Annotated in this window: 31 protein-coding genes; 25 read left to right on the top strand and 6 right to left on the bottom strand. The window is 38.7% G+C overall.

Annotated elements, in window-relative coordinates; genetic code table 11:
- Nucleotides 1-2: 2 nt before the first annotated feature.
- The 6 genes from SNAG_RS05660 to SNAG_RS05635 all read left to right on the top strand — a co-directional run bounded on the left by SNAG_RS05660 (nt 3) and on the right by SNAG_RS05635 (nt 4,596).
- The gene (locus SNAG_RS05660; protein WP_096407377.1) at nt 3-548 is read left to right on the top strand and encodes an NUDIX hydrolase; all 546 of its coding nucleotides are present in this window, start codon (nt 3-5) and stop codon (nt 546-548) included.
- Nucleotides 549-559: 11 nt separating this feature from the next.
- Nucleotides 560-871: a cell wall synthase accessory phosphoprotein MacP gene (gene macP, locus SNAG_RS05655; RefSeq protein WP_000517869.1), complete on the top strand. Its 312-nt coding sequence runs from the start codon at nt 560-562 to the stop codon at nt 869-871.
- A gap of 15 nt (nt 872-886) precedes the next feature.
- A complete protein-coding gene (locus SNAG_RS05650; protein WP_096407374.1) occupies nt 887-1,579 on the top strand; it encodes a 5'-methylthioadenosine/adenosylhomocysteine nucleosidase in 693 nt (230 codons plus the stop codon).
- Between the two features lie 76 nt (nt 1,580-1,655).
- A complete protein-coding gene (gene rocS, locus SNAG_RS05645; RefSeq protein WP_000021248.1) occupies nt 1,656-2,150 on the top strand; it encodes a chromosome segregation protein RocS in 495 nt (164 codons plus the stop codon).
- An 80-nt stretch (nt 2,151-2,230) separates the two neighbouring features.
- Nucleotides 2,231-2,824, top strand: coding sequence for a 3'-5' exonuclease (locus SNAG_RS05640; RefSeq protein WP_000413619.1), 594 nt, complete (start codon nt 2,231-2,233; stop codon nt 2,822-2,824).
- 8 nt (nt 2,825-2,832) lie between these two features.
- Nucleotides 2,833-4,596, top strand: coding sequence for a glycerophosphoryl diester phosphodiesterase membrane domain-containing protein (locus SNAG_RS05635; protein ID WP_096407372.1), 1,764 nt, complete (start codon nt 2,833-2,835; stop codon nt 4,594-4,596).
- A 37-nt stretch (nt 4,597-4,633) separates the two neighbouring features.
- On the opposite strand, the gene SNAG_RS05630 is transcribed toward SNAG_RS05635, so the two are convergent.
- Complete coding sequence (locus tag SNAG_RS05630) at nt 4,634-4,933, bottom strand: YbaB/EbfC family nucleoid-associated protein (protein WP_096407369.1); 300 nt, start codon at nt 4,931-4,933, stop codon at nt 4,634-4,636.
- A gap of 185 nt (nt 4,934-5,118) precedes the next feature.
- Here SNAG_RS05630 and efeO point away from each other — a divergent pair, with 185 nt between their 5' ends.
- The 18 genes from efeO to lacD all read left to right on the top strand — a co-directional run bounded on the left by efeO (nt 5,119) and on the right by lacD (nt 21,046).
- A complete protein-coding gene (gene efeO, locus SNAG_RS05625; protein WP_096407366.1) occupies nt 5,119-5,991 on the top strand; it encodes an iron uptake system protein EfeO in 873 nt (290 codons plus the stop codon).
- A gap of 5 nt (nt 5,992-5,996) precedes the next feature.
- Nucleotides 5,997-7,211: an iron uptake transporter deferrochelatase/peroxidase subunit gene (gene efeB, locus SNAG_RS05620; RefSeq protein WP_096407364.1), complete on the top strand. Its 1,215-nt coding sequence runs from the start codon at nt 5,997-5,999 to the stop codon at nt 7,209-7,211.
- Nucleotides 7,186-8,874: an FTR1 family iron permease gene (locus tag SNAG_RS05615; protein ID WP_096407361.1), complete on the top strand. Its 1,689-nt coding sequence runs from the start codon at nt 7,186-7,188 to the stop codon at nt 8,872-8,874. The genes efeB and SNAG_RS05615 overlap by 26 nt, the downstream gene beginning before the upstream one ends.
- Nucleotides 8,875-9,606 (top strand): twin-arginine translocase subunit TatC, encoded by a 732-nt coding sequence (tatC, locus tag SNAG_RS05610; RefSeq protein WP_096407359.1) that lies wholly within the window; start codon nt 8,875-8,877, stop codon nt 9,604-9,606.
- On the top strand, nt 9,590-9,760 hold the full coding sequence (locus SNAG_RS05605; protein ID WP_096407356.1) for a twin-arginine translocase TatA/TatE family subunit: 171 nt from the start codon (nt 9,590-9,592) through the stop codon (nt 9,758-9,760). The genes tatC and SNAG_RS05605 overlap by 17 nt, the downstream gene beginning before the upstream one ends.
- Nucleotides 9,761-10,123: 363 nt before the next feature.
- Nucleotides 10,124-10,831, top strand: a complete 708-nt coding sequence (locus tag SNAG_RS05600) for an IspD/TarI family cytidylyltransferase (RefSeq protein ID WP_000638514.1) — start codon at nt 10,124-10,126, stop codon at nt 10,829-10,831.
- 4 nt (nt 10,832-10,835) lie between these two features.
- Nucleotides 10,836-11,858, top strand: a complete 1,023-nt coding sequence (locus tag SNAG_RS05595) for a ribitol-5-phosphate dehydrogenase (protein ID WP_096407353.1) — start codon at nt 10,836-10,838, stop codon at nt 11,856-11,858.
- A 16-nt stretch (nt 11,859-11,874) separates the two neighbouring features.
- The gene (locus tag SNAG_RS05590) at nt 11,875-12,732 is read left to right on the top strand and encodes a phosphotransferase family protein (RefSeq protein WP_096407351.1); all 858 of its coding nucleotides are present in this window, start codon (nt 11,875-11,877) and stop codon (nt 12,730-12,732) included.
- Nucleotide 12,733: 1 nt separating this feature from the next.
- Nucleotides 12,734-13,612, top strand: a complete 879-nt coding sequence (locus SNAG_RS05585) for a DMT family transporter (RefSeq protein WP_096407348.1) — start codon at nt 12,734-12,736, stop codon at nt 13,610-13,612.
- Nucleotides 13,613-13,623: 11 nt separating this feature from the next.
- Complete coding sequence (locus tag SNAG_RS05580) at nt 13,624-14,313, top strand: sugar phosphate nucleotidyltransferase (RefSeq protein WP_096407346.1); 690 nt, start codon at nt 13,624-13,626, stop codon at nt 14,311-14,313.
- 193 nt (nt 14,314-14,506) lie between these two features.
- Nucleotides 14,507-14,983, top strand: coding sequence for a PTS sugar transporter subunit IIA (locus tag SNAG_RS05575; RefSeq protein WP_172842390.1), 477 nt, complete (start codon nt 14,507-14,509; stop codon nt 14,981-14,983).
- A gap of 37 nt (nt 14,984-15,020) precedes the next feature.
- Nucleotides 15,021-15,326 (top strand): PTS sugar transporter subunit IIB, encoded by a 306-nt coding sequence (locus SNAG_RS05570; protein ID WP_000590577.1) that lies wholly within the window; start codon nt 15,021-15,023, stop codon nt 15,324-15,326.
- A gap of 55 nt (nt 15,327-15,381) precedes the next feature.
- Nucleotides 15,382-16,857, top strand: coding sequence for a PTS galactitol transporter subunit IIC (locus SNAG_RS05565; protein WP_044020842.1), 1,476 nt, complete (start codon nt 15,382-15,384; stop codon nt 16,855-16,857).
- 107 nt (nt 16,858-16,964) lie between these two features.
- Nucleotides 16,965-17,861, top strand: a complete 897-nt coding sequence (locus SNAG_RS05560) for an aldose 1-epimerase family protein (protein ID WP_096407340.1) — start codon at nt 16,965-16,967, stop codon at nt 17,859-17,861.
- A gap of 292 nt (nt 17,862-18,153) precedes the next feature.
- Nucleotides 18,154-18,579 carry a galactose-6-phosphate isomerase subunit LacA gene (lacA, locus tag SNAG_RS05555; RefSeq protein WP_096407338.1) on the top strand — a complete coding sequence of 142 codons (426 nt, stop codon included), beginning with the start codon at nt 18,154-18,156 and terminating at the stop codon, nt 18,577-18,579.
- Nucleotides 18,580-18,608: 29 nt separating this feature from the next.
- Nucleotides 18,609-19,124, top strand: coding sequence for a galactose-6-phosphate isomerase subunit LacB (gene lacB, locus SNAG_RS05550; RefSeq protein ID WP_096407335.1), 516 nt, complete (start codon nt 18,609-18,611; stop codon nt 19,122-19,124).
- 10 nt (nt 19,125-19,134) lie between these two features.
- The gene (locus SNAG_RS05545) at nt 19,135-20,064 is read left to right on the top strand and encodes a tagatose-6-phosphate kinase (RefSeq protein ID WP_096407332.1); all 930 of its coding nucleotides are present in this window, start codon (nt 19,135-19,137) and stop codon (nt 20,062-20,064) included.
- 1 nt (nt 20,065) lies between these two features.
- Nucleotides 20,066-21,046, top strand: a complete 981-nt coding sequence (gene lacD, locus SNAG_RS05540) for a tagatose-bisphosphate aldolase (protein ID WP_096407329.1) — start codon at nt 20,066-20,068, stop codon at nt 21,044-21,046.
- A 64-nt stretch (nt 21,047-21,110) separates the two neighbouring features.
- On the opposite strand, the gene SNAG_RS05535 is transcribed toward lacD, so the two are convergent.
- From SNAG_RS05535 to nrdH, 5 genes are all read right to left on the bottom strand, one after another.
- The gene (locus tag SNAG_RS05535; RefSeq protein ID WP_000917584.1) at nt 21,111-21,878 is read right to left on the bottom strand and encodes a DeoR/GlpR family DNA-binding transcription regulator; all 768 of its coding nucleotides are present in this window, start codon (nt 21,876-21,878) and stop codon (nt 21,111-21,113) included.
- Nucleotides 21,879-22,018: 140 nt separating this feature from the next.
- Nucleotides 22,019-22,981: a class 1b ribonucleoside-diphosphate reductase subunit beta gene (nrdF, locus tag SNAG_RS05530; protein ID WP_000451379.1), complete on the bottom strand. Its 963-nt coding sequence runs from the start codon at nt 22,979-22,981 to the stop codon at nt 22,019-22,021.
- A gap of 30 nt (nt 22,982-23,011) precedes the next feature.
- Nucleotides 23,012-23,389, bottom strand: coding sequence for a hypothetical protein (locus tag SNAG_RS05525; protein WP_096407327.1), 378 nt, complete (start codon nt 23,387-23,389; stop codon nt 23,012-23,014).
- Between the two features lie 24 nt (nt 23,390-23,413).
- Entirely contained in the window at nt 23,414-25,573 is a 2,160-nt protein-coding gene (gene nrdE, locus SNAG_RS05520; protein ID WP_096407324.1) for a class 1b ribonucleoside-diphosphate reductase subunit alpha, read from the bottom strand.
- A gap of 80 nt (nt 25,574-25,653) precedes the next feature.
- Nucleotides 25,654-25,872 (bottom strand): glutaredoxin-like protein NrdH, encoded by a 219-nt coding sequence (nrdH, locus tag SNAG_RS05515; RefSeq protein ID WP_000259239.1) that lies wholly within the window; start codon nt 25,870-25,872, stop codon nt 25,654-25,656.
- A gap of 362 nt (nt 25,873-26,234) precedes the next feature.
- On the opposite strand from nrdH, the gene SNAG_RS05510 reads away from it, so the two are divergent.
- A complete protein-coding gene (locus SNAG_RS05510) occupies nt 26,235-26,498 on the top strand; it encodes a phosphocarrier protein HPr (protein ID WP_000146948.1) in 264 nt (87 codons plus the stop codon).
- Nucleotides 26,499-26,501 lie beyond the last annotated feature (3 nt).

Raw genomic sequence — 26,501 nt, 5'->3', positions numbered from 1 at the left:
TTATGGAATTTGAAGAAAAAACGCTTAGTCGAAAAGAAATCTATCAAGGCCCTATCTTTAAACTGGTGCAAGATCAGGTAGAACTGCCAGAAGGCAAAGGTACTGCCCAACGTGATTTAATTTTTCACAATGGAGCTGTTTGTGTTCTAGCTGTGACAGCTGAGGATAAAATTGTACTCGTTAAGCAATATCGAAAGGCCATCGAGGCTGTTTCTTATGAGATTCCCGCAGGAAAACTGGAAACTGGTGAAAATGCTGATCCAATGGCAGCGGCTCTTCGTGAATTGGAAGAAGAAGTTGCCTACACGGCTAAGTTGGAACTGTTGTACGATTTCTATTCTGCGATTGGTTTTTGTAATGAAAAATTGAAACTCTACCTAGCAAGTGATTTGACTAAGGTAGATAATCCTCGTCCACAAGACGATGATGAAACCTTGGAGGTTCTAGAAGTGAGTCTAGAGGAGGCCAAGAACCTGATCCAGTCAGGTTATATCTGTGATGCTAAGACTATCATGGCAATACAGTACTGGGAACTACAAAAGAAATAGAGGAGCAACCTATGGGAAAACCTTTATTAACAGATGAAATGATTGAACGTGCCAATCGTGGTGAGAAAATCTCAGGACCACCTCTTCAAGATGATGAGGAAACCAAAATCCTGCCTACTGCATCACAACATTTTGGTTATTCACGTTCTAGAGACCACGGTTTTAGTCAAGATACACTTACAATCGAAGTAGAACCAACGATTCATAAGAGCCGTCGTATTGAGAACACGAAGAGAAATGTTTTTAATTCGAAACTCAATCGCATCTTATTTGCAGTCATCCTACTCTTGATTTTGTTAGTTTTGGCGATGAAACTCTTGTAATTGAAAGGACATGAAATGAAAATTGGAATCATTGCTGCCATGCCAGAAGAGCTAGTATATCTGACTCAGAATTTGGACAAAACTCAAGAAGTCCAGTTCTTGGGAAATACCTACTATACTGGCACTATTGGCAAGACAGAAGTTGTCCTAGTTCAGAGTGGGATTGGGAAGGTCATGTCGGCTATGAGTGTAGCTGTTCTTGCTGACCATTTTCAGGTAGAAGCTATCATCAATACAGGATCAGCAGGTGCTCTTGCAGAAGGGATTGCTGTTGGTGATGTCGTGATTGCGGATAAACTTGTCTATCATGATGTGGATGTGACTGCTTTTGGCTATGCTTATGGTCAGATGGCTGGTCAGCCTCTTTACTTTGAATCCGATAAGAACTTTATCACTAGGATTCAAACAATTTTATCTCAATTAGAGCAGACATGGCACCTAGGATTGATTGCTACAGGAGACAGTTTTATAGCTGGAGATGATAAGATTGCTAGTATCAAATCCCACTTTCCAGATGTTCTAGCTGTTGAGATGGAGGGTGCAGCCATTGCTCAGGCAGCTCAGGCTCTTGACCTACCTTTCCTAGTCATTCGAGCTATGAGTGACAATGCCAATCACGAGGCCTCTATCTCATTTGATGAGTTCATCATTGAAGCTGGACGTCGTTCTGCCCAAGTCTTACTAGCCTTTTTAAAGGCTTTGGATTAAGCGGAAATTTGACAGTTTATCTAGCTTATGATAAGATTTAAATAAAGAAAAGCTAGAAAACGTTTCAGAGGATATTATGAGTATTGAAATGACCGTCAGTGAGATTGCAGAGGTCTTAGGACTATCTCGTCAAGCAATCAACAATCGTGTCAAAGAACTTCCAGAAGAGGACACGAAAAAAAATGACAAAGGTGTAACTGTAGTTACTCGAAGTGGCTTAATCAAGCTTGAAGAAATCTACAAAAAAACGATTTTTGAAGATGAGCCAGTCAGTGACGATGTAAAACAACGCGAACTGATGGAAATCTTGGTCGATGAGAAGAATGCTGAAATTCTTCGATTATACGAGCAACTCAAGGCCAAGGACCAGCAGTTGGCAGAAAAAGATGAGCAGATGCGAATCAAAGACCGTCAGATTGCAGAGAAGGACAAACAGTTGGATCAACAACAACAGTTAACTCTTCAAGCCATGAAGGATCAAGAAACCTTGAAACTAGAGTTGGACCAAGCAAAAGAAGAAGTCCAAGCAACTAAAAAAGGCTTTTTTGCTCGCTTGTTTGGAGGAAAATAAAGAAGCTGTTTGGGTTATTCACTAACCTAATGGCTTCTTTTATTATTTATAGTTAAAATGAGTCGAAATTGAGGTAAAAGATGGAAAAATTACGAGATTATATTGCCTTTGATTTAGAGTTTAATCAACACGATGGGGTTACCCATTTAATTCAAGTATCAGCAGTCCGCTTTCAAGATGGACAAGAAAGTGCTGCTTTTGATTCTTATGTTTATACTACAGCCCCATTGAAGAGTTTTATCAATGGTTTGACTGGGATCACAGCTGAAACCTTGAAAGATGCGCCGAAAGTAGAGCAAGTTTTAAAAGATTTTCAGGCCTTTGTTGGCAAATCACCAATCGTTGGCTACAATGCAGCTAAGAGTGATTTACCAATTCTCTTGGAGCACGGTTTGGACTATCGTGACCAGTATAAGGTCGACCTATATGATGAGGCTTTTGAACGCCGTAGTTCTGATCTACACGGCATAGCCAATCTCAAATTGCAAACTGTGGCGAATTTTTTAGGGTTTAAAGGACAATCGCATAATAGTTTAGAAGATGCGCGTATGACAGCGCGTGTTTATGAAGCCTTTTTGGAATCGGATGAAGGAAAGCTATTAATAGAAGACCAGAGTAGTTTTTCTATGAATAATCCTTTCGGTAGCTTAGATTTATCCCAATTTTTAGACTAGGAGTGCCTATGAAACCTGAAAAACCTAAGAAGCTAGGTTTTAGGAAGATATACTATAACCTAGATAAGATTTTATTTCTATTTTTCTTGATATTTATGATGGTTGAGTTTGTCTGGTTGCCATTGAATTCTTGGATTGCAGGGATGTTGCTCAGACAAACAGGCTATTTGTTTATTTCTTACAATAACTTTCTTGCTATTATTCAAGGCTCACCTTTTGTCAGTTTAGCCTTTCTCATCTTAATTGCAGTCAATCTCTTGGTTGCTTATTTTCAGATTTGTCTTTTATTCATTGGGGCGCGTCACCTTCTCTACCATGAAAAGAGAACCTTGATTGAGTATAGTCGAAAAGTCTGTCAACAGAGTTTTCTATTTATGAAACGATTCAGTTTCTGTAAAATGGCCTTTGTCTTCTTTTACGTAGCTATGCTTTTTCCTTTCATCAGGAAAATTTTAAAAATCTATTACCTTAATAAGATTATTATTCCAGATTTTATCGTTACCTACCTTGAAGATAAGTATTGGCTAGTTGGTCTGCTGATTCTGTCCTCTGCTTGGATTTTACTCTATATTTCAGTTCGTTTCATGTTTGCTCTTCCCAAGATTCTCTTTGAAAAGAAAACAGTGAGAGAGGGAGTGAAATATAGTCTGCAAAAGACAAAAAAACACGTTATCTTCTATGCTTGGAACTTGCTCCTCATTATCATTAAAACCTACCTCTTTTTCTTTCTACTCTTGATTCCCATATTGTTTGCTCAAGTTGTAATGGATGAATTAACTCATAAAGAATCCCTAGTCCTAGGGATAATCAATTATGTCTTGATTAAGAACTTCCATTATATGACCTTGACTTATTTTCTCGTTAAATTCGTTTCATTTTTAACTGGTGAAGAACTTGAAATCATGCCAAGAAGGAAGAAAGACCATTTGATGAGATGGGGGGTAATAGCCTGCGCTAGTATCGTTTTTGCTTTAGAGGGTTATATCTATCTTGAGTCTCCTGACACGAGTACCCCTTTGGTTATTTCTCACAGAGGAGTTTCCAATAAAAACGGAGTTCAGAATACAGTCGAGTCGTTAGAGAAAACAGCTCAACTAAAACCAGATTTGATTGAAATGGATGTCCAGGAAACCAAAGATGGTCAGTTTGTAATGATGCACGATGCCAACCTCAAAAATTTAGCAGGAATCAATGCTGCCCCTCAAGATTTAACACTCGAAGAATTAACCAATATTCAAATCTCGGAAAATGGTTATCAGACAAAAATTTCCAGTTTCGATGCTTATCTGGAACGCGCCAATGCATTAAACCAAAAATTGCTGATTGAGATTAAAACCAGTAAAAAAGATAGTCCGCAAATGATGGACCATTTCCTCGAAAAGTATGGAGCGACTATCAAGAAATATGGACATCAGATGCAATCACTAGACTATCATGTGATTGATAAAGTGTTGACTTATGATTCTGAAATTCCGTCCTACTTTATTATGCCTTATAACAGTATCTTCCCAAGAACCAAGGCAACTGGTTATACCATGGAATATTCAACCTTGGATGAATACTTTGTTAATAAACTTTGGACTACTGATCAGAGTCTCTACGTTTGGACCGTAAATGGTTCTGACGCTTTCGATAAAGCTATTCGTCTAGGAGCCAACGGTATGATAACAGATGACCTAGAAATGGTACAGTCACAGGTATTGATGGCTCAGGATGACCCTGAATATACTGATTTGATTCTAAAGAAAGCCATGGGATTTTTTGACTTCTAAGAAAAAAGAGAAACATTCGTTTCTCTTTTCTTATGGATTAGAAAGGCAATTTTCCAGCGAAAGCACCAAGTTTCTTCTTAGTCGTTTCGTCGATTTGGTCCATCGCAGCATTGATAGCTTGAACGGTCATGTCAGATAGAGTTTCGAGGTCTTCTGGGTCAACAACGGCTGGGTTAAAGTTGATGCTTACAACTTTCTTATCACCAGTTAAGGTTGCTTGGACAAGGTCTTGAGCAGATTTTCCAATAAATTCCATAGCAGCAAGTTCTGCTTGACTTTGTTCCATTTGTTTTTGAAGTTTTTGTGCTTGACGCATCATGTTTTGCATATTCATCATAGCGGTTTACAGTTTCCTTTTTCTATTATTTTCCTTTTTATTTTAACAATTTTAGGATTAAAAGTCTAATAATAGTTAATTTTTGAATTATTAAATTTTCTGACAATTTATTGAAAAATGAGAGAAGACATGATATAATGAAACGTAAAATAAATTCAGGATCCCTGAAATGATAGGAGTAAATAATGAAAAAACTAGGTTTCGTTCTTTTATCTTCAGCCTTGCTATTGACTGCTTGTGCTAATAATCAATCTAAGCCAAGCAACACAAGTGATTCCTCTAAGGTAACAGCCTTGTCTGAAGACAAGCAAAAAATGCTTGATAAGACTACTGCTGACTATAAGACTTTTGTACAAGAGCAAATTGATAAACTGTTGACAGATACGGAAGGCTTTGTCAAACTGTTGAAAGAAGGCAAATTAGAAGAGGCTAAGAAGGTTTATCCACTGATTCGTATGTCTTATGAGCGTTCAGAACCGATTGCCGAAAGTTTTGGTGAGTCAGATGTCAAGATTGATTTCCGTTTAGCAGACTATATGGACGAAAACAAGACAGAGGAAGGTTGGTCAGGTTTCCACCGTATCGAGCGTATCCTTTGGGAAGAAAATACAACTAAAGGAACTGAAAGTTATGGCGATCAATTAGTCAATGATATCAAAGAATTGAAGGCTAAGATTGCAACTGTGGATGTGGACTACAAGGTTATGTTGACTGGAGCAGTTGACTTGCTCAATGAAGTAGCGACAAGCAAGATTACAGGTGAGGAAGAAATTTATTCTCACACAGACTTGTATGACTTCCGTGCCAATATTGAAGGTGCTGAGAAGATTTTCCAACTCTTTAAACCTTTACTAGAAAAATCAGATGCTGATTTAGTTAAAGAATTGGAAGCAGATTTCAAGTCTGTTAATAGTTTGCTGGATAAACACATGACAGACAAGGAACACTACAAACTCTATACTGATTTGACAAAAGAAGACACCAAGGAATTGGCTGAAGCCGTGACAAAACTTGGTGAACCTCTATCACAAATGGGCAAGTTTCTTGATGGAGAATAAGTAGTATGACAAAGAAAGACGAAAAGTTTTTTGAAAAGAAAATGGACCGTCGAGAATTTCTAAAAAAAGCAGGAATTGGAGGGGCTGGTTTAGCGCTAGGACTCTCTGGGGCTTCTGCTTTTTTCGCTCCTAAGCTAGGAAGTCAGGAAAAAATCTCGTACGGTAATGAAAAGATTGACTTTTATGGCAAGCATCAAGCTGGGATTAGTACGCCCATGCAAAAAAATATCTATTTTGTCGTTTTGGACTTGCATACGACGGATAAGGATAAGATTATCCAGTTGTTCAAGGATTGGACGGATTATAGTTCCAAGTTGGTCGAGGGGGAATTGGTTAAAAAAGATGGTCAGAATGCCCTCTTGCCACCTAGTGACACTGGAGAAACCGTGGGGCTAAATCCTCATCGTTTAACGCTGACTTTTGGTGTATCTGCTAGTTTCCTGAAAAAGATGAAATTAGAGCAAAAACGTCCTCAACTTTTTAAGGATTTACCTCCCTTCCCAAAAGAGCAACTACGTGAAAAATATACTGGGGGAGATATTGTTATCCAAGCCTGTGCAGATGACGAGCAAGTTGCTTTTCATGCTATTCGCAACCTTATCCGTAAAGGGAGAAATGCGGTGACCCTCCGTTGGAGCCAATCTGGTTTTGCTGCTATTGGAGATCGTCTGGAGACACCACGTAACCTTTTTGGTTTCAAGGATGGAACAGCTAATGTGACCAAAGAGAAGGATTTTGACCGAGTTGTCTGGGCTGATAGCAAGGACTGGATGGAAAATGGATCCTATATGGCCGTTCGCCGCATCCAAATGTTTCTCGATACTTGGGATCGAACCAATCTTGAAGAGCAAGAAAATACCTTTGGTCGCTACAAGGAAAGTGGCGCTCCCTTTGGTAAGAAGAATGAGTTTGATGAAGTGGATTTAAGTCTTTTACCTGATGATTCGCATGTTCGATTAGCCAAAGAGGTAGATAAGCCTCTCTTACGCCGATCCTATTCATACTCAGATGGCATTGATGAAAAAACTGGACAATTTGACACAGGTTTACTCTTTATCTCTTTCCAAAAGGATCCAGATCATTTTGTCAAGGTTCAAACCAACCTCGGAGCTACAGACAAGATGAATGAGTATGTAACCCACATCGGTAGTGGTCTCTTTGCCTGCTTTGGTGGAGTAGAGAAAGGAGGCTATATTGGTCAAAAATTATTGGAAGATTAACATTTGTTTCTTAGCTTTGTCCTTTCTCTTGTTAGCTGTTTTTCCCGTTAGCGCACAGGAAAGCCTGAGTTCATATTTTGTAAAGATAACGGATGCCTCTAAAGCTATAAAAAACGGAAATCAAGCAGAAGCCAAAGCTCTTGTTAGAGAAATGGCGACGGATTTTGAAAAAGTAGAACATTCTGATTCGGAAGCTGGTAAGATCGTCAAGGAAAAGCTTGCTCTGTCAGGAGAGATTAATGAAGAAAATCTGACACAGATTTCATCTGCTCTTCTTGCATTTGAGAAAGAGCAAAATCCGGTAGATCTTGTTGCTGAAAAAGAAAAGCTTGTTAGTCGACTAAAACCACGTTTTGAGACTTTGGATAAGGCAATTTCTTCCAAAGACATAGAGCAAATTCGAGAAGCCTATAAAAAGATGAATTCCACTTGGACCATCAATGAAAGTGTGGTTCGTGACAATAGTACGGCCCATTATGGACGTGTTGAAACAGCTATCTCCTTCTTGCGTAGTAGCATAGAAACTGAGCCTACTGATTTTAACTCCATCCAGACTTCCTTTGAGCACTTAAAAAAGGCTATTGATGATTTTGTAACTGGAAAAGAAGTCGCAGAAGCATCTTCTGATTTAAGTCTCAAAGACGGTATTGCCTTTTTGAAGAAGGCATTGGAACAATTCCAAGCTGGCGACCAAGCATCAGGAGCAGCTAGTATGAAGGAATTCATCACTATCTGGCCAACGATTGAGGGTTCTGTTAGCACGACCAATCCTTCCCTCTATACACGAGTTGAAAGTGAAAGTCCTGTGATTATGGTCAAGGGAAGTGAGAAGGAATATCAAGAAAAATTAGAAAAACTGATTGCAGATTTATCACAAATTGATACCAGTGCACGTTACAATGCCTTTGATGCTATGCTCATTCTCCTGAGAGAAGGGGTAGAGGCTCTCTTAATCGTCATGGCCTTGGTCACAACTCTAAAAGCAGCCAAGATGCGCAAAGGACTCAAGTGGGTTTATGGTGGTGCTATCACTGGAATCATGGCTAGTCTCCTTATTGCTTTTATCCTGCAAATTGCCTTTCCAGCAGTGACATCAGGCTCCAATCGTGAAATCATCGAAGGGGCAGTTGGGATTTTTGCGGTAGTGATGATGATTTTGATCGGTATCTGGCTTCACAGTAAATCCTCGGTCAAAAAATGGAATGACTTTATGGATTCCCAGATGAAAACGGTGACCAAGACAGGTTCATTCATTTCCATGTTTGCTCTAAGTTTTCTAGCTGTTTTTCGTGAAGGGGCAGAGACCATTCTTTTTTACGTAGGAATTCTACCGAGAATATCTCGTTTTGAGTTTATCCTAGGAATTTCTCTAGCTTTGTTAGTCTTGCTGATTATTGCATTTCTGATGAACAAGGCGAGTCAATTCTTCCTACCTCATAAGGTCTTCTTCCTACTGACGTGGATGATTTATGCTCTTGCCTTCAAGATGCTAGGTGTTAGCCTACATGCTCTCCAGCTGACCAATATGGCACCTAACCACTTAGTACCAGGTTTCCCTACTATCGACCTATTGGGCATCTATCCAAGTTGGGAAGGTTTAGGAAGTCAGCTAGTCTTTTTGATAATTGTTTTGGCGGTCACATTGAGACAGGGTGAAAAGTAGATGGATACAAAAGAATTGACAATTATTGAACATCTGGTAGAATTTAGAAAGAGATTTATTGTTGTTATAGCCTGCTTTTTTATAGTCTTCTGTGGAGCTTTATTGTTTGCAGATCAGCTTTACTACTATCTAACTCAGTCCTTTAATCAAAAGTTGATTGTATTAGGTCCAAATGATATTTTGTGGATTTATTTTCGCTTAGCGAGCCTAATGTCCTTTACTATTACGCTTCCTTTTACAGTTTATCAGATATGGAGTTTTGTCAAACCAGGGTTGAAAATCGAAGAAGCAAGAGCAATCTTTGCCTATATTCCAGCTAGTTTTATTTGCTTTCTACTTGGCCTAGCCTTTGGTTTCTACTTTGTAACGCCTGCCTTACTTCAAGTGCTTTTAGGGCTCGGGGAAGGATTATTTGAAACTCAATTAACAGCGCAGAACTACTTAGACTTTGTTTTTCAAACAACTATCCCTTTGGCCTTCATCTTTGAATTGCCAGTCATCATCGCTTTTTTAACGACGATTGGCTTGATTGGACCAGGGCTCTTAGTTACCTATAGACGTTATGCCTACTTTATTTTATTGGTACTCGCTGTTATTTTGACACCAGCTGATTTTATTAGTGATCTAGCCATGACAATTCCTTTAATCTCGCTCTATGAGCTTAGTATTGTAATTAGCAAGAGGATAATAAAGAAAAAAATGAAAGGAGAAAAGAATGGGAATCTTACGTGATATCGGTGCTCCAGGATTGATTATCATCGTTCTAGGTGCACTCTTAATCTTTGGACCAAAACGTTTACCGGAACTGGGTGAATCAATTGGTAAAATGCTGTCTGAGTTTAAAAAGGCAGTTAAAGGATCTGGTGAACAAGATCAGGAAAAGTAATCTATTCCATAATCATAGATAAAAACAAGAAAGTTAGGAACTGTAGCTGTGTAGACAAATTTGAACAGTTTCCTAGCTTATTTTTGTATTTAAAAAAATGTGTTTAAGTTTTCTTTAAGGTTTATATTATATTCTAAAGAACTCTATGTTAACCGAACGTTAAACGGAGAATATAGAGGATAATCTATTTTTATTTCTTAGTTTGTTATGAACTTTTCAGATTTAGTTACAAATTGTTCACTTTTTACGATAAATAGTGTCTTAGTTCAACTAAATGGTGCTCTATCTTTTCTTCATGATAAAGATAGATTGTGATATAATAGATGGTAATGAGTTTTTTAGAATAAACAAAGGAGAAAATATATGATCTATGCAGGAATTTTAGCCGGAGGAACTGGCACGCGCATGGGAATCAGTAATTTACCAAAACAATTCTTGGAGTTGGGTGATCGACCTATTTTGATCCACACAATTGAAAAATTCGTCTTAGAACCAAGTATTGAAAAAATTGTGGTTGGAGTTCATGGAGACTGGGTGTCACACGCTGAGGACTTGGTTGACAAGTATCTTTCTCTCCACAAGGACCGCATCATCATTACCAAGGGTGGTGCTGATCGCAATACTAGTATCGAGAAGATTATAGAAGCCATTGATGCCTATCGTCCAATTACTCCAGAAGATATTGTGATTACCCACGACTCAGTTCGTCCCTTCATCACACTTCGCATGATTCAGGACAATATCAAACTCGCCCAAAATCATGATGCGGTTGACACAGTAGTAGAAGCGGTTGATACCATTGTTGAAAGCACCAATGGTCAGTTTATCACGGATATTCCAAATCGTGCTCACCTTTATCAAGGTCAAACACCTCAAACCTTCCGCTGCAAGGATTTCATGGATTTGTATGGTTCCCTATCTGATCAAGAAAAGGAAATCCTGACGGATGCATGTAAGATTTTTGTTATAAAAGGGAAAGACGTTGCCCTAGCTAAAGGGGAATATTCAAACCTTAAAATCACAACTGTGACGGACTTGAAAATCGCGAAAAGCATGATTGAGAAAGACTAAGGCTATGATTAATCAAATTTATCAACTGACCAAACCAAAATTTATCAATGTAAAATACCAAGAAGAGGACATTGATCAGGAAAATCATATCCTGATTCGTCCAAATTATATGGCGGTTTGTCATGCGGATCAACGTTACTATCAAGGGAAGCGTGATCCAAAGATATTGGCTAAAAAACTTCCTATGGCTATGATTCACGAGTCTTGTGGAACTGTTATTTCAGATCCGACTGGGACTTATGAAGTCGGTCAAAAGGTAGTTATGATTCCAAATCAACCGCCTATGCAGAGTGACAAGGAATTCTACGAAAACTACATGACTGGAACCTACTTCCTATCTAGTGGTTATGATGGCTTTATGAGAGAATTTGTCTCTCTACCAAAAGATCGTGTTGTGTCTTATAATGACATTGAGGACACAGTCGCTGCCATTACCGAGTTTGTGAGTGTGGGTATGCATGCCATGGATCGTTTCTTAAATCTTGCCCACAGCAAACGAGAGCGAATCGCTGTTATTGGAGATGGTAGTTTGGCTTTTGTGGTTGCCAATATTATCAATTACACTCTACCAGAAGCAGAGATTATCGTAATTGGCCGCCATTGGGAAAAACTAGAGCTCTTCTCTTTTGCAAAAGAGTGCTACATTACTGATAATATTCCAGAAGATTTGACCTTTGATCATGGATTTGAGTGTTGTGGTGGTGATGGTACAGGCCCAGCTATCAATGATTTGATTCGTTACATTCGACCTCAGGGAACAATTCTCATGATGGGAGTGAGCGAGTACAAGGTTAATATCAATACGCGAGACTCTTTAGAAAAAGGTTTATTATTGGTCGGTTCATCTCGATCTGGACGGATTGATTTTGAAAATGCAATACAGATGATGGAAGTTAAAAAGTTTGCAAATCGTCTGAGAAATATCCTTTATGTTGAAGAACCCGTGAGAGAAATCAAGGACATTCATCGTGTCTTTGCTACAGACCTAAATACTGCTTTCAAAACAGTGTTTAAGTGGGAAGTGTAAGAGAAGGAGGCTAATTGTGGAGAAAATTATCAAAGAAAAAATTTCTTCTTTACTATCTGAAGAAGAGGAAGTCCTCAGCGTTGAACAACTGGGAGGCATGACCAACCAAAACTATTTGGCCAAGACAACCAATAAGCAGTATATCGTTAAATTTTTCGGAAAAGGAACCGAAAAGCTCATCAATCGTCAAGATGAAAAATACAATCTTGAATTGTTGAAAGATTTGGATCTTGATGTCAAGAATTATCTTTTTGATATTGAGTCAGGAATCAAGGTAAATGAGTACATTGATTCTGCCACAACGCTTGATTCCACTTCAATTAAGACCAAATTTGAAAAGATTGCCCCAATTTTACAGACTATTCATGCATCAGGCAAAGAACTAAGAGGAGAATTTGCTCCTTTTGAGGAAATCAGCAAATATGAATCCTTGATTGAGGGAAATATCCCTTACGCCAATTATGAAGCTGTGAGAAAAGAAGTATTCTTGCTAGAGAAAAGATTGGCTGATTTGGGTGTTGACAGAAAGTCTTGTCATATCGATTTGGTTCCAGAAAACTTTATCGAGTCACCTCAAGGCCGCTTGTATTTGATTGACTGGGAATACTCTTCCATGAATGATCCAATGTGGGACTTGGCAGCACTTTTTTTAGAGTCTGAATTTACAAAGCAAGAGGAAGATGCTTTCCTTTCCTACTATGAAAGTGACAAAACGCCTGTGTCACGTGAGAAGATTCGTATCTATAAAATCTTGCAAGATACTATCTGGAGTTTGTGGACAGTGTACAAAGAAGCTCAAGGAGCTGACTTTGGAGATTATGGTATCAACCGTTACCAAAGAGCTGTCGAAGGTTTAACTTATTATGGAGGTTAGGATGAAGAATAAAAATGGTGTTTCTTTTGGTCTGCTCTCTGGTATATTCTGGGGATTAGGTCTAACGATTAGTGCTTATATCTTTTCAATTTTTACAAATCTATCACCCTTTGTGGTGGCAGCGGCACATGACTTTTTGAGTATCTTTATTTTATTAGCTTTTCTCTTAATTAGAGAAGGGAAAGTTCGCTTGTCAATCTTTCTAAATATTCGAAATGTCAGTGTTATTATCGGAGCCTTGCTAGCTGGACCTATAGGAATGCAGGCCAATCTTTACGCGGTTAAGTATATCGGTAGTTCACTTGCGTCTTCAGTATCAGCTATCTATCCAGCAGTTTCTGTTTTACTAGCATTTTTCATTTTGAAACACAAGGTATCTAAGAATACTGTTTTTGGTATTTTATTGATTATCGCTGGTATTATTGCCCAGACTTACAAAGTTGAGCAGGTCAATTCTTTTTATATCGGAATTCTCTGTGCATTAGTTTGTGCCATCGCCTGGGGAAGTGAAAGTGTTCTTAGTTCCTACGCCATGGAAAGTGACTTGAGTGAAATCGAAGCACTATTAATCCGCCAAGTAACCTCATTCTTGTCATACCTTGTCATTGTCCTCTTTTCTCATCATTCATTTGCAGAAGTAGCAGATGGGCAATTGCTCGGTTTGATGTTAGTCTTTGCAGCATGTAATATGATTTCATACTTAGCCTACTATATTGCTATCAACCGTTTACAACCTGCAAAAGCAACTGGATTGAACGTAAGCTATGTCGTGTGGACAGTATTGTTCTCAGCAATGCTTTTAGGTACACCACTCGATATGGTGACCATTATTACATCGCTTGTTGTCATGGCTGGTGTTTATATTATTATTAAAGAATAAAGGAGAATAGCGTGAAAGCAATTATCTTGGCAGCGGGGTTGGGAACTCGTCTGCGCCCTATGACTGAAAATACCCCTAAAGCCTTGGTTAAGGTCAACCAAAAACCTTTGGTAGAATACCAAATTGAATTTTTGAAAGAGCGAGGAATTGATGAGATTATCATTGTTGTCGGCTATCTCAAAGAACAATTTGACTACTTAAAAGAAAAATATGGTGTTCGTTTAGTCTTTAATGACAAGTACGCAGATTACAACAATTTTTACTCACTTTATCTCGTTAAAGAAGACTTAGCTAACAGCTATGTCATTGATGCAGATAACTATCTTTTCAAAAATATGTTTAGAAACGATCTTAAACGTTCTACCTATTTCAGTGTTTATCGTGAAGACTGTACAAACGAATGGTTCCTAGTTTATGGTGATGACTATAAGGTTCAAGATATCATTGTTGACAGTAAGGCAGGCCGTATTTTGAGTGGTGTATCATTCTGGGATGCACCAACTGCTGAGAAGATTGTTGACTTTATTGACAAAGCTTATGAAAGTGGAGAATTTGTTGATCTCTACTGGGACAATATGGTTAAAGATAACATTAAAGAACTAGATGTATATGTAGAAGAATTAGAAGGTAATAGCATCTATGAAATCGATAGTGTCAAAGACTATCAAAAACTAGAAGAGATTTTATCTTCTATTAAATAACCAATCCAAAATTAGAAGGCTCAGCCTTCTTTTTTTGTAGTTGAAACGAAGGAGTGTTTGATATTGATTGTATTTATCAAACAAAACACAATTTATAAAAAAATGAACAAAATAAAACAAAAAATTATTGACAACGATTTCATATAGTGTTATACTTATAGCATAAAAGTTAATTGAAAGAAGGGAAAATGTTATGGGATTAGATCATTTCTTTGACAAAGACCTCGTGTTTTGCTTAGAAGCGGATAATCAAGAACAACTCTTTGATCAGGTAGCAACCCTGTTGGAAGAACGAGAAATAGTGACTCCAACTTATCGTGAAGCCTTGATTACGCGTGAAAAGTCATTTCCAACTGGCTTAGATATGGAATTTCTGGGAAAGAACTTGCCAAATGTAGCGATTCCTCATACAGATATTGTTCATAATCTTGCTGAGAAAGTAGTGGTTGTTCGATTAGAAAAACCAGTAACTTTTCACAATATGATTGCTCCTGATAAGGAAGTCGAAGTATCTCTACTCTTCTTTATCATAAACAACTCAAGTTCGAGTCAAACCAATATTCTTGCTCAGTTGATGGACTTCTTTACTGGAAATGGTCACTTAGAAGATCTGGCAAAAATTTCTGAACCAGAAGCTCTCTACACTTACATTTCTGAAGCAACTGCTTAAATCGTACATTAAAATTATTAAATCGGAGGAAATCCTAATGATTAAAATTCTTGCTGCCTGCGGTGCAGGTGTTAACTCAAGTCACCAAATTAAAAGTGCTCTAGAAGAAGAACTTTCAAGCCGTGGGTATGACGTTCACTGTGATGCAGTCATGGTTAAAGATGTGAACGAAGACCTTATGAAAGGTTACGATATCTTTACTCCAATCGCTGCAACAGATCTTGGTTTTGAACCAGGTATTCCAGTAATCGAAGCTGGACCAATCTTGTTCCGTATTCCTGCAATGAGCGCTCCAGTATTTGACAATATTGAAGCAGCTATTAAAGAACACGGACTAAGCTAATTTATTCTTTATCTTGTTAACATTCATATAACTTAGAAAAACGGGAGGAACTATTATGGATGTCATTATCAATCTGGCCAACGATATCTTTAAACCTATCTTGGCTATGGGTGGCCCTATCATCATGCTGATCATTTTGACAGTATTGGCCCTACTTTTTGGAGTTAAATTCTCCAAAGCGCTTGAAGGTGGTATCAAGCTTGCCATCGCCCTTACAGGTATCGGTGCCATTATCGGTATGCTCAACGGAGCTTTCTCAGCATCACTTGCGAAATTCGTTGAAAACACTGGTATTCAATTGAACATCACTGACGTTGGTTGGGCACCACTCGCTACCATCACTTGGGGATCTGCTTGGACACTTTACTTCTTGCTTGTAATGTTGATTGTCAACGTTGTGATGCTTGCTATGAAGAAAACGGACACACTTGACGTCGATATCTTCGATATCTGGCACTTGTCAATCACTGGTCTTTTGATCAAATGGTATGCTGACAACAATGGTGTAAGCCAAGGGGTTTCACTCTTCATCGCGACAGCAGCAGTTGTACTTGTTGGTATTTTGAAGATTATCAACTCTGACTTGATGAAACCAACTTTCGATGACCTTCTTAACGCACCAAGTTCATCACCAATGACTTCAACTCACATGAACTACATGATGAACCCAGTTATCATGGTCTTGGATAAGATCTTTGATAAAGTTTTGCCAGGTCTTGATAAATATGACTTTGACGCTGCAAAATTGAACAAAAAAATCGGTTTCTGGGGATCTAAATTCTTCATCGGTTTCATTCTTGGTATCGTTATTGGTTTGATGGGAACTCCACATCCAGTTGCTGGAGTAGAAGATGCATCTTCATGGGAACTTGTTATTAAAGGTTGGTTGAGCCTTGGTTTGACTGCCGGTGTCTGCTTGGAGCTCTTCTCACTTATCGGATCTTGGTTCATCGCAGCCGTAGAACCACTTTCACAAGGTATTACAAACGTTGCTACTAAACGCCTTCAAGGACGTAAATTCAACATCGGTCTTGACTGGCCTTTCATCGCTGGTCGTGCTGAAATCTGGGCTTGTGCCAACGTACTTGCACCAATCATGTTGATTGAAGCAGTGCTTCTTTCTAACGTAGGAAATGGTATCTTGCCTCTTGCAGGTATCATCGCCATGGGTGTAACTCCAGCTCTCTTGGTTGTTACTCGTGGTAAATTGCTCCGTATGATCATCTTTGGAACACTCTTGTTGCCACTCTTCCTTCTTTCAGGTACTCTTATCGCTCCATTTGCAACTGAACTTGCTAAAGGTGTAGGTGCCTTCCCAGAAGGTGTGAACCAATCTCAATTAATTACTCACTCAACTCTTGAAGGACCAATTGAAAAACTATTTGGTTGGGCAATTGGTAATGCTACAACAGGTGATATCAAAGCAATCCTTGGTGCAGCAGTCTTCCTTGTATTCTATGTAGGTATCTTTGCTTGGTATAGAAAACAAATGATCAAACGTAACGAAGAATACGCAGCAAATGCTAAATAATTCGCTCCTATAAAATGTAAATTGTGAAAACTAGGTTGTCAATTTCCGACATTGGGAGTGGCAACCTAGTTTTTTATATAAAAAACTAAAATTAGTTGGAGGATATTATGGTAATTGAAGTGAAATCTGACCAGTTAACGGTCCAGTTTAACACCTTAGGTGGCGCCTTGTCGTCAATTAAGGACCGAGATGGCATTGAATATTTGTGGCAAGGAGATGCAACTTATTGGAGTGGGCAAGCTCCAGTACTTTTTCCAATCTGTGGCTCTTTGAGAGAGGATACAGCCTTCTATAGTCACGCAGATGGAACGGAAACAAAAGGAAGCATTCCGCGTCATGGTTTGGTCCGTAAAAAGGAATTTGAATTAGTTGAACAAACAGAAAACAGCGTAACCTTTGCTATCGAAGATGATGAGAATACTTATCAAAACTATCCTTATCATTTCCGCCTTGAAATCACTTATCTAGTGACTGGCAAGACTGTTCGTACTCAATACAAGATTTTCAATAAAGAAACGAATAAAGTAATGCCGTTCTTTATAGGAGGACATCCAGGATTTAATTGTCCTCTACTTGATGATGACGTCTATGAAGATTACTATTTAGAGTTTGAGAAAGAAGAAACTTGCTCTGTTCCACGTCCTTTTCCAGAAACAGGAATGTTAGACTTCCAAGATAGAAGTCCATGGTTGGATTCACAAAAGGAAGTGAATCTCAGTTACGATCTGTTTAGTGTTGATGCAGTGACTTTGGATGAGTTGCAATCCAGAACAATTGCCCTTCGTTCTCGTAAGCATGAGAAGGGATTAAAAGTACACTTCCAAGAGTTCTCAAATCTCATCATTTGGTCTACCCTGAATAAAGGTCCTTTCATCGCTTTTGAACCCTGGTCAGGCTTATCAACTTCACTTGAAGAAGGAAATCATTTAGAAGAGAAGAAGAATGTTCGACTCCTAGAACCGGGTCAAGTTGATCAGATTGGTTTTGAGATCGAAATCTTATAATTTTAAAAAATATAACACAAAAACAAACATTTTCTGTTGACTTTTTATGAAAATAGGAGTATATTATGTTTGTAAGCAACAAATGATGTTTGTAACAAACAAATAATCATTTGTTATATTCTCTTTCGAGGAGAAAGTTTGTTTCCAGGAAATTGATTTCCTGGACTTGGATAAGGTGTTATTCATCTCATTCAATCAAATTTGTCAATAAATTGCTAGAATGCCTTTTGTAAGTAAACTGCTAACTATAAAAGTCTTTACTAGCCTAGAATAATAAAAAGGAGTATACAATATGTCTATTGTTATCGGTGCAGATGCTGCAGGTTTGAGATTGAAAGAAGTTGTGAAAGACTTCTTGGAAAAAGAAAACTTCCACGTTGTGGATGTTACAGCTGAAGGTCAAGATTTTGTTGATGTGACTCTTGCTGTTGCTGCAGAAGTAAACAAAGAAGAACAAAATCTTGGTATCGTGATTGATGCTTATGGTGCTGGTCCTTTCATGGTCGCAACTAAAATCAAAGGAATGGTTGCTGCAGAAGTTTCTGATGAACGTTCAGCTTATATGACTCGTGGACACAACAACTCACGTATGATCACTATGGGTGTACAACTTGTTGGTGACGAATTGGCCAAAAACATTGCTAAAGGTTTTGTTAATGGTAAATACGACGGTGGACGTCACCAGATTCGTGTCGACATGTTGAACAAAATGTGTTAATTAGATTACAGTAAGAAAGGTAAGATAAAATGAGAATTGCAATCGGATGTGACCACATCGTAACAAATGAAAAAATGGCGGTTTCAGAATTTTTGAAATCAAAAGGACATGAAGTCATCGACTTTGGTACTTATGACCACGCTCGTACTCACTACCCAATCTTTGGTAAAAAAGTTGGTGAAGCCGTTACAAGCGGTCAAGCTGATCTTGGAGTATGTATCTGTGGTACTGGTGTTGGTATCAATAATGCTGTTAATAAAGTTCCAGGTGTACGCTCTGCCTTGGTTCGTGATATGACAACAGCACTTTATGCTAAAGAAGAACTCAATGCCAACGTTATCGGTTTCGGTGGTAAGATTACTGGTGAATTGCTCATGTGTGATATCATTGAAGCTTTCATCAATGCTGAATACAAGCCATCTGAAGAAAACAAAAAATTGATCGCTAAAATTGAGCATGTTGAAACTCACAATGCTCATCAAGCAGATGCAAACTTCTTTACAGAATTCCTTGAAAAATGGGATCGCGGTGAATACCACGACTAAGAGGTGACGCATGATTTTAACAGTCACAATGAATCCATCCATTGATATTTCTTATCCTTTGGATGAGTTAAAGATTGATACTGTCAATCGTGTGGTGGATGTAACGAAAACAGCTGGTGGGAAAGGTCTCAATGTTACGCGAGTTCTTTCAGAATTTGGTGATTCTGTTGCTGCTACTGGTTTGGTCGGTGGCAAACTTGGTGAGTTTTTAGTAGGGCATATCGATGATAAAGTAACGAAACGTTTCTTCTCGATTCAAGGAGAGACTCGTAACTGTATCGCCATTCTACATGGTGACAACCAAACAGAAATTCTTGAGAAAGGACCCGAAGTTCTTGAACAAGAAGGGCAAGATTTCTTGGCTCATTTCAAAAATCTTCTCGACACTGTGGAAGTAGTTGCTATCTCTGGTAGTCTTCCAGCTGGCCTTCCAGTTGACTATTATACAAACTTGGTAGAGCTTGCTAATAAAGCAGAGAAACCAGTTGTTCTGGATTGCTCAGGTGCGGCTCTTCAGGCTGTCCTTGAATCACCACACAAACCAACAGTTATCAAACCAAATAACGAAGAATTGTCTCAGCTTCTTGGAAAAGAAGTTTCAGAAGATTTGGATGAATTAAAAGAAGTTCTTCAAGAGCCTCTATTTGCAGGGATTGAGTGGATAATCGTTTCGCTTGGTGCGAATGGTGCTTTTGCAAAACATGGTGATACTTTCTACAAGGTAGATATTCCGAGAATTCAAGTAGTTAACCCAGTTGGATCTGGAGATTCTACTGTTGCAGGTATTTCATCAGGTCTTCTTCATAAGGAATCTGATCAAGAACTCCTCATCAAGGCCAATGTCCTTGGTATGCTCAATGCCCAAGAAAAGATGACAGGTCATGTCAATATGGCCAACTATCAAGCTTTATATGATCAATTAATAGTAAAAGAGGTATAAAATGGTTTTAACAGAAAATAAACGTGCATGCTTGCAAAAACTCTCTGACGAGAACGGCATTATCTCAGCTCTTGCCTTTGACCAACGTGGTGCTTTGAAACGCCTTATGGCTCAATACCAAACAGAAGAGCCAACAGTTGCTCAAATGGAAGAACTTAAAGTATTGGTTGCAGATGAATTGACCAAATACGCATCATCTATGCTCCTTGACCCTGAGTACGGACTTCCAGCTACAAAAGCGCTTGATGCCAATGCTGGTCTTCTCCTTGCTTATGAAAAAACTGGTTACGATACAACAAGCACTAAACGCTTGCCTGACTGCTTGGATGTTTGGTCTGCAAAACGCATCAAAGAACAAGGCGCTGATGCTGTGAAGTTCTTGCTTTACTATGACGTAGACAGCGCTGAAGAACTCAACCAAGAAAAACAAGCCTACATCGAACGTATCGGTTCAGAGTGTGTGGCAGAAGACATTCCGTTCTTCCTCGAAATTTTGGCTTACGATGAAAAAATTGCTGACGCAGGTTCTGCAGAATACGCAAAAGTGAAGCCACACAAGGTTATCGGTGCTATGAAGGTCTTCTCAGACCCACGCTTCAACATCGATGTTTTGAAAGTGGAAGTTCCAGTCAACGTCAAATACGTTGAAGGCTTTGGTGATGGAGAAATCGTCCATACTCGCGAAGAAGCAGCAGCCTTCTTCAAAGCGCAAGATGAAGCAACTAACTTGCCATACATCTACTTGAGTGCAGGTGTGTCAGCTAAACTCTTCCAAGAAACACTTGTCTTTGCCCACGAATCAGGCGCAAACTTCAACGGTGTTCTTTGCGGCCGTGCAACATGGGCAGGATCAGTTGAAGCTTACATCAAAGACGGTGAAGCTGCAGCTCGTGAATGGTTGCGTACAACTGGATTTGAGAACATTGATGAACTCAACAAAGTTCTTAAAACAACAGCGACTTCATGGACTGAACGTGTGTAATAAAACCATTAAAGACTGAAATTTTAATACTTACAAAAATCCCCACCAATCGGTGGGGATAGTTTTATGGTTTAGATAAAAGAATGGTTGTTTGTTTCGACAGATCTTCAAATGTCTCCTGACTCAGTTTGGCATCTGAAACGATGGTATCAATCTCTGAGATATTGTAGAAGGTGTAAAAATCAAACTTATTAAACTTACTGTGGTCTGCCAGTAAGTATTTTTTATTGGCATTGTTCAAGGCGATTCGTTGTACCTCGCCCTCTTCTTCACTGAAAGTAGCAATTGCCTTATCCTTAATACCATTACAGCTAACAAATGCCTTAGAAAACTGAAGGTTTGTCAAATCCTGCAAGGTAAGTGTCCCTACAAAAGCACCAGTGATAGAGCGATAATTTCCGCCAATCAAGATCAAATCTGTTAATTTTCGTTCGTTTAGGATGAGAAAAACTGGAAGACTGTTTGTTACAACACGAATGTTATCGATAGGGAGCTCACGAGCAAAACATTCTAAGGTTGTTCCTGGCCCGATAAAAATAGTTTCACCTTCGTCAATCAAATGACCTGCAAAACGGCTAATTTCTTGTTTTTCAGCAATCTGCAAGCCTTGTTTTTCAACGTTTGAGCGTTCGTTGTTTAAGAGAGAACCTGTACGAAGTTTTTCAGCGCCACCATGCACACGGACCAGCAAATCCTTGTCTGCTAGTTCTTGTAAATAGCGGCGAGCTGTCATATCTGACACATCAAGACTCTCCATAATCTCTTTTACAGTAATAGTGCCTTTTGTGTTTACTGCTTCTAGAATACTATCTAGTTTTTCTTGCTTTAGCATCCTTATCACCTCGATTTCTACTATTATTATCTTACCATAAAACGCTCAATCAATCAAATAGAAAAAAACAAAATAAAACAAAAAAAAAAAATATCATGGTTTGTTTAAAACAACCATGATATTTTGAATGATTGGCCAAATTAGTCTAAACCGTAGTTGTAATCCTCGTCTTGCATAGCTTCAACTTCACCAAGGAGGTAACCATTTCCGACTTGAGAGAAGAAGTCGTGGTTAGAAGTTCCTGTTGAAATACCGTTCATAACGATAGGATTGACATCATCAGCTGAATCTGGGAAGAGTGGATCTTGTCCTAGGTTCATAAGAGCCTTATTGGCATTGTAACGAAGGAAGGTTTTAACTTCCTCAGTCCAACCAACACCGTCATAGAGACTTTCTGTATAGCCCTCTTCGTTCTCGTAGAGAGTGTAGAGCAGGTCGTACATCCATTCTTTGAGCTTTTCTTGCTCTTCTTCAGGTAATTCATTGAAACCAAGTTGGAATTTGTAACCGATATAAGTTCCGTGAACAGATTCATCACGGATAATCAACTTGATAATTTCCGCAACATTGGCTAGTTTGTTGTTACCGAGATAGTAGAGCGGTGTGAAGAAACCAGAGTAGAAGAGGAAGGTTTCAAGGAAGACGCTGGCAACCTTCTTTTCAAGAGGCGTACCATTGAGGTAGATCTCATTAATAATTTCTGCTTTTCTTTGTAGGTAAGGGTTGGTGTTGGTCCATTCAAAGATTTCTTCAATTTCAGCCTTGGTATTCAAGGTTGAAAAGATAGAAGAGTAAGATTTTGCGTGGACAGATTCCATAAACTGGATGTTGTTAAAAACAGCTTCCTCATGCGGTGTACGGATGTCAGAACGAAGAGCCTGAACCCCTGTTTCAGATTGCATGGTATCAAGAAGCGTTAAACCACCAAAGACTTTTCCTACCAAGTCTTTTTCCTTGTTTGATAGTTTTCTCCAGTCGTCAAGGTCATTTGACAAGGGGATACGAGTGTCGAGCCAGAATTGCTCCGTCAACTTTTCCCAAGTTGATTTGTCGATAACATCTTCGATGGCATTCCAGTTAATGGCTTTGTAGTAAGTTTCCATTTTGTAAAAATCCTTTTGAATTAATCATTCTTAGTGGCTATCTAAAAGTTCTTTCATAGAATTGTTATATTCTTCATCAATATCGTCTGTACTTTGATTGTTTTCTTTTCTAATTTGTACTTCGGTTAAGTACTCATCCGTTTTTTGTTGAATCATTTGTTTATTTTCGTCGTTTGGTGAGTTTATATTCTTGTTAGTTTGAAGTTTAGAAAGGAAATGTTTATATATTTTTTGAAAACTGACAGTTGCTATTGCACCTAGAGCAGTTCCCAAAGAAAGAAGTATAACTGTTAGAGAAGCAGCTGCTTTTTTAGGTCCACCCCATAATTTTGTAAGCTGAGCCATTCTAGCATAATCCCATTTAACATCTTTTATAATTTTAATAGACTCTAAAATTAAATTTTTCATGTTAGTTACCTCAGTGAGACTTCGTTAAATCACACAGCTTTCACATTGGTTAGCACCGACTTCTCCACCGTCGTCTGTAAAGGTACGAACGTAGTAAATTGACTTGATTCCCTTGTTAAAGGCATAGTTACGAAGGATTGACAAGTCACGTGTCGTTTGTTTGTTTTCTTTCTTCCATTCGTAAAGACCTTTTGGAATGTCACTACGCATGAAGAGAGTGAGTGAAAGCCCTTGGTCCACGTGCTCTGTTGCAGCAGCGTAAACATCAATCACCTTACGCATATCCATATCGTAAGCAGAAGTGTAGTAAGGGATAGTATCTGTTGACAAACCTGCAGCTGGGTAGTAGATCTTACCGATTTTCTTCTCTTGGCGTTCTTCAATACGTTGTGTAATCGGGTGGATAGAAGCAGAAACATCGTTGATGTAGCTGATAGAACCATTTGGCGCTACAGCAAGGCGGTTTTGGTGATAAAGACCATCTGCTTGAACCTTTTCGCGAAGTTCAGCCCAATCAGCAGCACTTGGAATAAAGACATCTTTAAAGAGTTCTTTAACACGGTCTGATTTTGGAACAAATTCACCAGTTACATACTTGTCGAAGTAGCTTCCGTTGGCATAATCTGATTTTTCAAAGTTGTGGAAGGTGATACCACGTTCGCGGGCGATATTATTTGATTCCACCAAGGTCCAGTAGTTCATAAGCATAAAGTAGATGCTTGTAAATTCAACTGACTCAGGAGATCCGTATTCGATGAGTTGTTGGGCAAGGTAGCTATGAAGCCCCATGGCACCAAGACCAAAGGTGTGAGCCAAACTGTTTCCGTGGTCGATAGTAGGGACAGCTACGATGTGTGAACTATCTGTAACGAAAGTCAAAGCACGAACCATCGCACGGATAGAACGACCAAAGTCAGGTGAGGTCATCATGTTGACCACGTTAGTTGATCCAAGGTTACATGAAACGTCTGTTCCCATTTGAAGGAATTCTTGAGCATCGTTGATCAAGCTTGGTTCTTGAACTTGAAGAATCTCAGAACACAAGTTACTCATGATAATCTTTCCATCAACAGGATTTGCACGGTTAGCTGTATCAATGTTGACGACATAAGGGTAACCAGATTCTTGTTGCAATTTAGAGATTTCAGTTTCCAAATCACGCGCCTTGATTTTTGTCTTGCGGATTTTTGGATTTGCTACTAATTCATCATATTTTTCAGTGATATCGATATAGTTGAATGGCACACCATACTCAAGCTCTACAGAGTAAGGGCTGAAGAGGTACATTTCTTCATTTTTACGAGCCAATTCGTAGAATTTATCTGGTACCACAACTCCAAGTGAGAGGGTCTTCACACGAACTTTTTCATCGGCATTTTCTTTCTTGGTTGAAAGGAAGGCGATGATATCTGGATGAAAGACGTTGAGGTAGACTACACCAGCCCCTTGACGTTGACCCAATTGGTTGGAGTAAGAGAAACTGTCCTCGAAGAGTTTCATAACTGGAACGACACCAGAAGCAGCTCCTTCATAACCTTTGATAGGTGCACCCGCTTCGCGAAGGTTGCTGAGGGTAATTCCCACACCACCACCGATACGAGAAAGCTGGAGGGCAGAGTTGATGGAACGTCCGATAGAGTTCATGTCATCCGTTACTTGAATCAAGAAGCAAGATACCAACTCCCCACGGCGAGCACGACCAGCGTTCAAGAAGGAAGGAGTAGCAGGTTGGTAGCGTTGATGGATGATTTCATTGGCAATATCAATCGCAACAGCTTCATCACCATCAGCAAAATAAAGTGCGTTAAAGAAGACACGGTCTTCCATGCTTTCAAGATAGTATTCCCCATCGTTAGTCTTCAAGGCATATTGATTGTAAAACTTATAGGCAGCCATGAAAGACTTGAATTGGAAGTTTTGATCTTTAATAAATTGAGACAATTCTTCCAAGAATTCTGGGCGGTATTTCTTGATAAATGCTGTTTCAATGTAGTTGTGTTCAATGAGGTAGTTGATTTTATCAGTGATTGAATCAAAAACCATAGTGTTTGGAACTACATTTTCTTTAAAGAAGGCATCCAAGGCTTCTTTATCTTTATGAAGCATGATTTGTCCATTAACAGGACGGTTGATTTCGTTATTGAGACGGAAGTAGGTCACGTCCTCAAGATGTTTTAATCCCATAAAATTTCCCTTATCTAATTACAAAAGAAAGGCTTCTAAGTTAGCCCTAGAAGCAGTTTCTTCTGGATGATGTACTAAGATTATGCTAACTGTTTTAGTTTTCCTGGTTGGAAACCTGAAAAAACTTCAGTTGGTGTTTGGATAATAGGAGCTGCGCTGAAACCGAGCTCTTTAACTTGATCGATGTACTCAGGTTGCTCGTCAAGATTAATCTCACGATAAGCCACATTGTTGCTGTCCAAGAAACGCTTGGTCATCTTACATTGGACACAGTTGTTTTTAGAATAAACGGTTACCATTTTCGTAACTCCTCTTTCAAAATTGATTACTTTCTTAGTATATCAGAAAAAAAAACTTTGTCAAACTTTTTAAACTAAATCTTGTGCTAAAAAGTTACAGTTTCAAAAACAAAGCACAAGATATAGTGTTTTGTCAGAGTGTAAAATTGGGTTTTCATTGAACTATCAAAGTTTATCAAAACAAAAAAACTATATACTGTATATTGGTAAGACAAATAGAAGATTTTCAGCAAGTTATCAGAAAGGAAATAGAAGAAAGTCCATAAAACACTTGAAAAATTATCTAGAAGGTGATATAATACAGTCTTGTAAGGGTTATCACATATAACTCAAAAAAGAAATAACTAAAGGAGAGTCAAACTATGGCTTCTAAAGATTTCCACGTAGTGGCAGAAACAGGTATTCACGCACGTCCAGCAACATTGTTGGTTCAAACAGCTAGCAAATTTGCTTCAGATATCACTCTTGAATACAAAGGTAAATCAGTAAACCTTAAATCTATCATGGGTGTTATGAGTCTTGGTGTTGGCCAAGGTGCTGACGTTACAATTTCAGCTGAAGGTGCAGATGCTGACGACGCAATCGCTGCTATCACTGAAACTATGGAAAAAGAAGGATTGGCATAAGGA

The organism is Streptococcus sp. NPS 308, assembly GCF_002355895.1.
Classification (GTDB): Bacteria; Bacillota; Bacilli; order Lactobacillales; family Streptococcaceae; genus Streptococcus.
This window is presented reverse-complemented; position numbering and strand designations above follow the sequence as displayed.

What these genes read in the sequence shown, in the direction of transcription:
- SNAG_RS05660 (WP_096407377.1), top strand. Translation starts at nt 3, where the DNA reads ATGGAATTTGAAGAAAAAACGCTTAGTCGAAAAGAAATCTATCAAGGC.
- macP (WP_000517869.1), top strand. Translation starts at nt 560, where the DNA reads ATGGGAAAACCTTTATTAACAGATGAAATGATTGAACGTGCCAATCGT.
- SNAG_RS05650 (WP_096407374.1), top strand. Translation starts at nt 887, where the DNA reads ATGAAAATTGGAATCATTGCTGCCATGCCAGAAGAGCTAGTATATCTG.
- rocS (WP_000021248.1), top strand. Translation starts at nt 1,656, where the DNA reads ATGAGTATTGAAATGACCGTCAGTGAGATTGCAGAGGTCTTAGGACTA.
- SNAG_RS05640 (WP_000413619.1), top strand. Translation starts at nt 2,231, where the DNA reads ATGGAAAAATTACGAGATTATATTGCCTTTGATTTAGAGTTTAATCAA.
- SNAG_RS05635 (WP_096407372.1), top strand. Translation starts at nt 2,833, where the DNA reads ATGAAACCTGAAAAACCTAAGAAGCTAGGTTTTAGGAAGATATACTAT.
- SNAG_RS05630 (WP_096407369.1), bottom strand. Translation starts at nt 4,933, where the DNA reads ATGATGAATATGCAAAACATGATGCGTCAAGCACAAAAACTTCAAAAA.
- efeO (WP_096407366.1), top strand. Translation starts at nt 5,119, where the DNA reads ATGAAAAAACTAGGTTTCGTTCTTTTATCTTCAGCCTTGCTATTGACT.
- efeB (WP_096407364.1), top strand. Translation starts at nt 5,997, where the DNA reads ATGACAAAGAAAGACGAAAAGTTTTTTGAAAAGAAAATGGACCGTCGA.
- tatC (WP_096407359.1), top strand. Translation starts at nt 8,875, where the DNA reads ATGGATACAAAAGAATTGACAATTATTGAACATCTGGTAGAATTTAGA.
- SNAG_RS05605 (WP_096407356.1), top strand. Translation starts at nt 9,590, where the DNA reads ATGGGAATCTTACGTGATATCGGTGCTCCAGGATTGATTATCATCGTT.
- SNAG_RS05600 (WP_000638514.1), top strand. Translation starts at nt 10,124, where the DNA reads ATGATCTATGCAGGAATTTTAGCCGGAGGAACTGGCACGCGCATGGGA.
- SNAG_RS05595 (WP_096407353.1), top strand. Translation starts at nt 10,836, where the DNA reads ATGATTAATCAAATTTATCAACTGACCAAACCAAAATTTATCAATGTA.
- SNAG_RS05585 (WP_096407348.1), top strand. Translation starts at nt 12,734, where the DNA reads ATGAAGAATAAAAATGGTGTTTCTTTTGGTCTGCTCTCTGGTATATTC.
- SNAG_RS05575 (WP_172842390.1), top strand. Translation starts at nt 14,507, where the DNA reads ATGGGATTAGATCATTTCTTTGACAAAGACCTCGTGTTTTGCTTAGAA.
- SNAG_RS05570 (WP_000590577.1), top strand. Translation starts at nt 15,021, where the DNA reads ATGATTAAAATTCTTGCTGCCTGCGGTGCAGGTGTTAACTCAAGTCAC.
- SNAG_RS05565 (WP_044020842.1), top strand. Translation starts at nt 15,382, where the DNA reads ATGGATGTCATTATCAATCTGGCCAACGATATCTTTAAACCTATCTTG.
- SNAG_RS05560 (WP_096407340.1), top strand. Translation starts at nt 16,965, where the DNA reads ATGGTAATTGAAGTGAAATCTGACCAGTTAACGGTCCAGTTTAACACC.
- lacA (WP_096407338.1), top strand. Translation starts at nt 18,154, where the DNA reads ATGTCTATTGTTATCGGTGCAGATGCTGCAGGTTTGAGATTGAAAGAA.
- lacB (WP_096407335.1), top strand. Translation starts at nt 18,609, where the DNA reads ATGAGAATTGCAATCGGATGTGACCACATCGTAACAAATGAAAAAATG.
- SNAG_RS05545 (WP_096407332.1), top strand. Translation starts at nt 19,135, where the DNA reads ATGATTTTAACAGTCACAATGAATCCATCCATTGATATTTCTTATCCT.
- lacD (WP_096407329.1), top strand. Translation starts at nt 20,066, where the DNA reads ATGGTTTTAACAGAAAATAAACGTGCATGCTTGCAAAAACTCTCTGAC.
- SNAG_RS05535 (WP_000917584.1), bottom strand. Translation starts at nt 21,878, where the DNA reads ATGCTAAAGCAAGAAAAACTAGATAGTATTCTAGAAGCAGTAAACACA.
- nrdF (WP_000451379.1), bottom strand. Translation starts at nt 22,981, where the DNA reads ATGGAAACTTACTACAAAGCCATTAACTGGAATGCCATCGAAGATGTT.
- SNAG_RS05525 (WP_096407327.1), bottom strand. Translation starts at nt 23,389, where the DNA reads ATGAAAAATTTAATTTTAGAGTCTATTAAAATTATAAAAGATGTTAAA.
- nrdE (WP_096407324.1), bottom strand. Translation starts at nt 25,573, where the DNA reads ATGGGATTAAAACATCTTGAGGACGTGACCTACTTCCGTCTCAATAAC.
- nrdH (WP_000259239.1), bottom strand. Translation starts at nt 25,872, where the DNA reads ATGGTAACCGTTTATTCTAAAAACAACTGTGTCCAATGTAAGATGACC.
- SNAG_RS05510 (WP_000146948.1), top strand. Translation starts at nt 26,235, where the DNA reads ATGGCTTCTAAAGATTTCCACGTAGTGGCAGAAACAGGTATTCACGCA.